Below are 5,199 nucleotides of genomic sequence, written 5' to 3'. Positions count from 1 at the left end.
CGCCACAGCGGCGCACGTCGGAAATTAGCGAAAACACGTCCTCCGGACTTGCCTGAATATTGACAGCGCTTTTAACATGTATCATATGCAAGCAACCCGTTATAAATAATTAACCCGAAAACACCCTGTTCAGTTTGTAAATATAGTCCATTGGCGATCGTTCTTCGACAACAGTGCTTCTACGCAGCAATTAAAAGACCAGGACAACCTTTAGCTGATTTCGCAGCGACCAAAATCCCCTTCCTGCCATACTTAATAATAGTCTAACATTTACCTCAATTCTCCAGGTGCTGCAATAATATCAGCCAAATCCATGCGTTGCGTGTAATCCTTGTTTACATCGGCTGCACGAATGACAGCCTTTGTATCAATGATATTAGTGACCGGTATCGGAATATCCCACTTATCATTGTCGTTAGTCGTCGGAATATCCAGTCACCACTCCAGGTAGAGCAGGCGCGTTACTTCATAAAGAACGATGAACAGCCCAATTTTTCGTAATATCTCGTTGTCGACCTTACTAGGTACTTCTAAGCGAATGGGGAATTTTTATAAAATAGTTAATCAGAGTACGATAACGGCATGTGATAGCCCAAAGACAACGACCCTATGAGCCCAACAGACATTTCAGATTAGGGGCAACTCTTATCTTTTATGCAGGAAACCCAGGCTGGTGTAAAATCCGCGCACTGACTGCCGCAAAGGGCATCATTAATATCATCAGCCTGTTTATAGACGGCTGGCACATAGTTAAACCATCTCAGGCTAGACAATGCTGAGACAGGAAGATTGCTATTCATACCCCAATCCTGAATTAATTTTTGATCATCCTGGTTAAATTGCTTGCCATAGCGAGCCAGGGCTTCGCTTAATAGTTCATTTATTTCATCCAGGTCACTGAGTGACTCAGCCAGCCTTATCGCAGCGCGTACCCGTATTTGTTCAAACATACGACGGGTTGGAGAGGTTCGTTCAAGTCCATTGGCAACCGTAGCAAGTACCTTGATCTGCTCTTTGCCGATCTCCCTTTGCTCTTCCGAGACTGTCGTGCCTAATCCATACCACCAAATTAGCGGCTTTTGTGCGTCGCATATTGCCCGGTCGCGGCTGTTACCCAGATCCACACACTGTACTTCAGCAAATACAGCGCTTGCCAAATTTGCCTGTCCAACATTGAGCAACAACACGGCTTCCCGGATACGCAAAGCATTATTAGTAGCTACCTGGTCTGGATTATTGGCAATAAATTTTTCAATTTTCTCTACTTCCTTTTGCCAACTGTCGGTTTTAGGAGCCGATGGCCCCACTTCCATAATTTCACCCTGGCCCGACATGCTTGCAACGATAATTGCGCTGTTCGACTCTTCAACGATATCCTTTACCTGTTTGCTGGTAAGACAGGCACTAAGTAACAGTACTGTGAAAATGACGACGACAACATTAATTATTCTTAATCGGTACATTGAGTATTTCTCCCTATGGCTGCCGTATAATACTCAAGCAGGCTGTCCCACTACATCGGCGATAATTGCATCAAATGCATTCCTGAACTGATCGTCGTTAATATCAATACTTGGCACCTTGTCAAAAATCCAGCGACGAAGCAATTCTACTACAACCAGCGGTAAATCCGCCTGCTCCAGTACCTGTCCCAATTTTTGACGCGCTCTTTCCAGGCCGGCAGCAATAACAACTTGAATCCTTTTAACCAGCTGCTCAACGGACTCATCCACCTTTTGTATTAACTTCATATTTGCGGCGAGAACTTTTATAGTACCTACAAGTAATTCGACCAGTGCATCACCCCGCAATGCAATACTGCCCCCCTCTGATAGTTTTGCAAGAATGGCATTAACAACTTTCGCCACGATTTCATTTTGCTCATTTGCCAGCACCTGGGCATTAGCGGCAATGATTTCAGCAGCACGCATCAGAATTTTTTCCACTTCACTGTTATTAAGCTTGCCGTCGCTCAGGGCATTGGCAAGAACACCAGCAAGTTGACCTATAGATTTGGCATACTTCGCTTTGACGTTTAGTAAAGAAGGATTAGCTGCAACAGAAACCAGAACACTATTAAGTGCAGTCAGGACTAAATGCTCGTACTGGAGGCTAACCTCTGCGCCCTGTTCCTGTAATGCACTGCTTATTTCATCGAGCACCGCTGCCACTGACTGTTTCACCAGCTCGGGACTTCCTTCAAGAAGACTGGAATCTGCAACGACGACGTCTAACACCTGAAGCGATACTTCCCTGATTGATAAACTGCTGAGTGATTTACCTCGATTATCGATTAACACATCGAGCACTTCCCCAAGCACCTTCGCCGGTAAGCCGGTGTTATCACCAACCACCAGTGCTGGATTGTCCGCAACTGTTTCCGCGAGCGAAACCAGCAACTCCCTGGCTTCATCCCGCGTCAGGCGCAAATCGGCTAATGCTACACCCAGCGTATCAGCAATTGTTGAGACTACTTGCGGATATTGAGTATCAACAAGATCCGGATTAGCTGCTATCTCATTAAATAAAGATTGAACACCAGCAATCGCGACTGTTTCCAGACGCATTGATCCACCCTGGGCCAGGCTAGCAAGTAAAGAGCCTACGACGTCCTGAGCAAATCCTGGTTGGCGCACCAACAACTCTGGCTGTTGAGCGAGATAGCCCAGGGTATCCTGAATTACCAGTTCAACGCCAGCAGAACTCAGTGCCTTTTGAATTCCTTTATTGGCGACCAAATTTGCCGTGGATCCCAGGAGTTGTTTAATGAGCTCCTTGTCAGATACGCCGTCGAGCAACTCCGGTTTAACCGCGATCGCTCCAATAGCCGCTTCAAGTGTTGCGGTTAAAGTTTCGCTACTTAGTAAGTTGCGATCAGGCGTTTCCGCGAGCACATCGATTGCTGACAGCAAAGTTCCACGTAACAGTGGTGACTGGCCTGCGAGGATTGCCTCCCCATTGGCATGAAGACCTTTTAACCCTGCCTGCAATAATTCTCCCCAATGATCATTGATGAACCCTTTAAAATCATCTTGCTGCTTCATTATAGTAGCGGCATGATTGAGCACATCACTGGCAATTCGTTCAAAGTGTTTTGCATTCGCTTTGGCAGACACGCTGACCGCCTCCGCGCCTTCCTCAAGCAAATTGCCAATTAACACTGGATAGCTACTACCGTTGATTAGACCGACGACAAAATCTTCTCCTTCTGCATCACGCGTATCTGCCAACGCTCCCAGAACACTATCTACCCATGCCTTGTCACTGGCAAGCGCATCTTTCGCGTCAAGCGCACCATTCACGGTTGTCTTTAACACCACACGCAGAAACAGCTGTGGAGTTCCTGCATCAGCCAAGTCTGTGTTCGCAAAACGCTGGAGGATTGCTAATAGTAGAGGCCTGGCTCGATTGTCATGCAGGATCAGTGACTGGTTCTCTATGGCGAGGTCCGCCAGCACATCAACCACGGCCATCGCAATTTGCCATGGTGCTGAGGATTTTCGCAAATCATCGCCAGGCTGCAGGTAATAAGCAATACGCATAACATCTGAATCATCCAAATTCCAGACGCTACGCTTTTCCTGCAGTTTGGGAACTAAATCGCCATCAGGATCATCCAGCCTGTACTGGACTTCATCGGGTAAAAACATCTCGAGATACTTTAGCATTTCGGGTTCACCAGGATTTGCCTTTGCAACCAGGGCAATAATATCAGCTCGCTGATCAAGCAACGGATCTGGCACCTGCCCTTGCGTCTTTGCGCAAAGCGTCTCTAATTTCTGCTTCATCACGCCGGCAAGCGGTGGTTTCAATAATGGTTTGCTGGCAAACGCCAGTTCACTGCGTAGCGCAGTCTGTTCTGCCATAATGCGGTCGACTCGCCCGGTCAGTCGCAGCAGCCCATTGACTATAGACATTGCCATGCTCGCAGTACTGGCTGGTATCGGCATCAATGAACTCCTTTATGTATGGAATAACATGCGGTAATTGTTGAAACTATTGCTGCAATTTTAAATGTTCTGTTTGTTTATTTCAGCATCAGCCACGGCTCGCGCCAGTTCTCCTGGCTGGCCACTTTCACCCAACTCGCCCGCAGCATCACTAACAACATTATTAACAATTTCTTTGCGTTTTTTTTCATCACCGTCTGCATTGTTCGCAGATAATCGGTATTCTGTTGAGGCAGCTTCACGCACTCCCGAGCGGACTCTCGCCAAACGCTTGGCAACATCAAACCAGAATGGCGCACCGAGGCCAATTAACAGGCCCGTTAACACAACGGCAAACAACCAGCGGATAAATCCACCGAAATCAAGTTTGACTGTCGTTAAAACACCTGTAAAAACATAATTGTTCTTTTCGATTTCTTGCAGCTTCTGTGGAGTCTTTTTATAGCTTGCGCTCAATTCCTGGCACTTCTGATCGCTAAGCTTCCAGCGCTCAAGGGGCTCACCATAGGGGCAATTTGGATAAAACCTCCAGCCAAGGGGAACACCTGATGTTTTCAGATTTTCAAATTGTTGTGATGCGCTTTCCAGTTCCCTTTTAATCATTTCTGGTGACGCCAGTTTTCCCAGTCTCTCTTCTGCCTGCTGTAATTTTTCTTTTGCAGCGAGATTGTTTTTCTCATCCTTCGCATCAACGGCAGCCTGCATTTCCTTCTTTGCCGTCTCCAGCAACGCTACTGCTTCCTGAAATTCTTTTTGCCGGCTGCTTGCGGTTTCGTATTTAGACTGTATTGCTTCTTGTTGCGCAATAATTCTTTGTGTCAGCGCCTCATCCTCCAGATAAGCCTCGAATATACGCAACCCATCAATATTAGCCACCAGCGCCAACAGGACGCCAACTGCAATCGACCAGGCCTGGGCATGACGCTTAAAATTAGCCGATACACCAGATCCATATTCCTCATACTTTCGTGCCAGGCGGTTCAGTTCAACCTTCAAGCTCCATTTCTCCGTGCGCGAACGGCTTTGCACCGAATCGACCTCAACCAGACGTCGAAGTACATGTTCCATGGATACCGAATCATAAAGACCTGAGCGCTTTGCGTCGCCAAATATTTGCCTGATGAAAATACCTAGATGACGCATTGCGTTTATAAAAAGATTTTTATTAGAATCGTGGTCATAACCGATGAACTTAAGAATTTCCTCCGGTGTAGATTCCTTGAATTTACTGCTGAGAAGATTGCTAATG

Annotated in this window: 3 protein-coding genes; all 3 read right to left on the bottom strand. The window is 46.7% G+C overall.

Annotated elements, in window-relative coordinates:
- Positions 1-632: 632 nt before the first annotated feature.
- On the bottom strand, positions 633-1,463 hold the full coding sequence (locus ACWVCM_RS13955; RefSeq protein WP_455202373.1) for a hypothetical protein: 831 nt from the start codon (positions 1,461-1,463) through the stop codon (positions 633-635).
- 33 nt (positions 1,464-1,496) lie between these two features.
- Positions 1,497-3,950, bottom strand: a complete 2,454-nt coding sequence (locus ACWVCM_RS13950) for a hypothetical protein (protein ID WP_455202372.1) — start codon at positions 3,948-3,950, stop codon at positions 1,497-1,499.
- Between the two features lie 60 nt (positions 3,951-4,010).
- Positions 4,011-5,199 (bottom strand): hypothetical protein (locus tag ACWVCM_RS13945; RefSeq protein ID WP_455202371.1); only part of this gene is annotated, 1,189 nt, incomplete at its 5' end.

The sequence above is a fragment of the Kaarinaea lacus genome (genome assembly GCF_975902315.1).
This window is presented reverse-complemented; position numbering and strand designations above follow the sequence as displayed.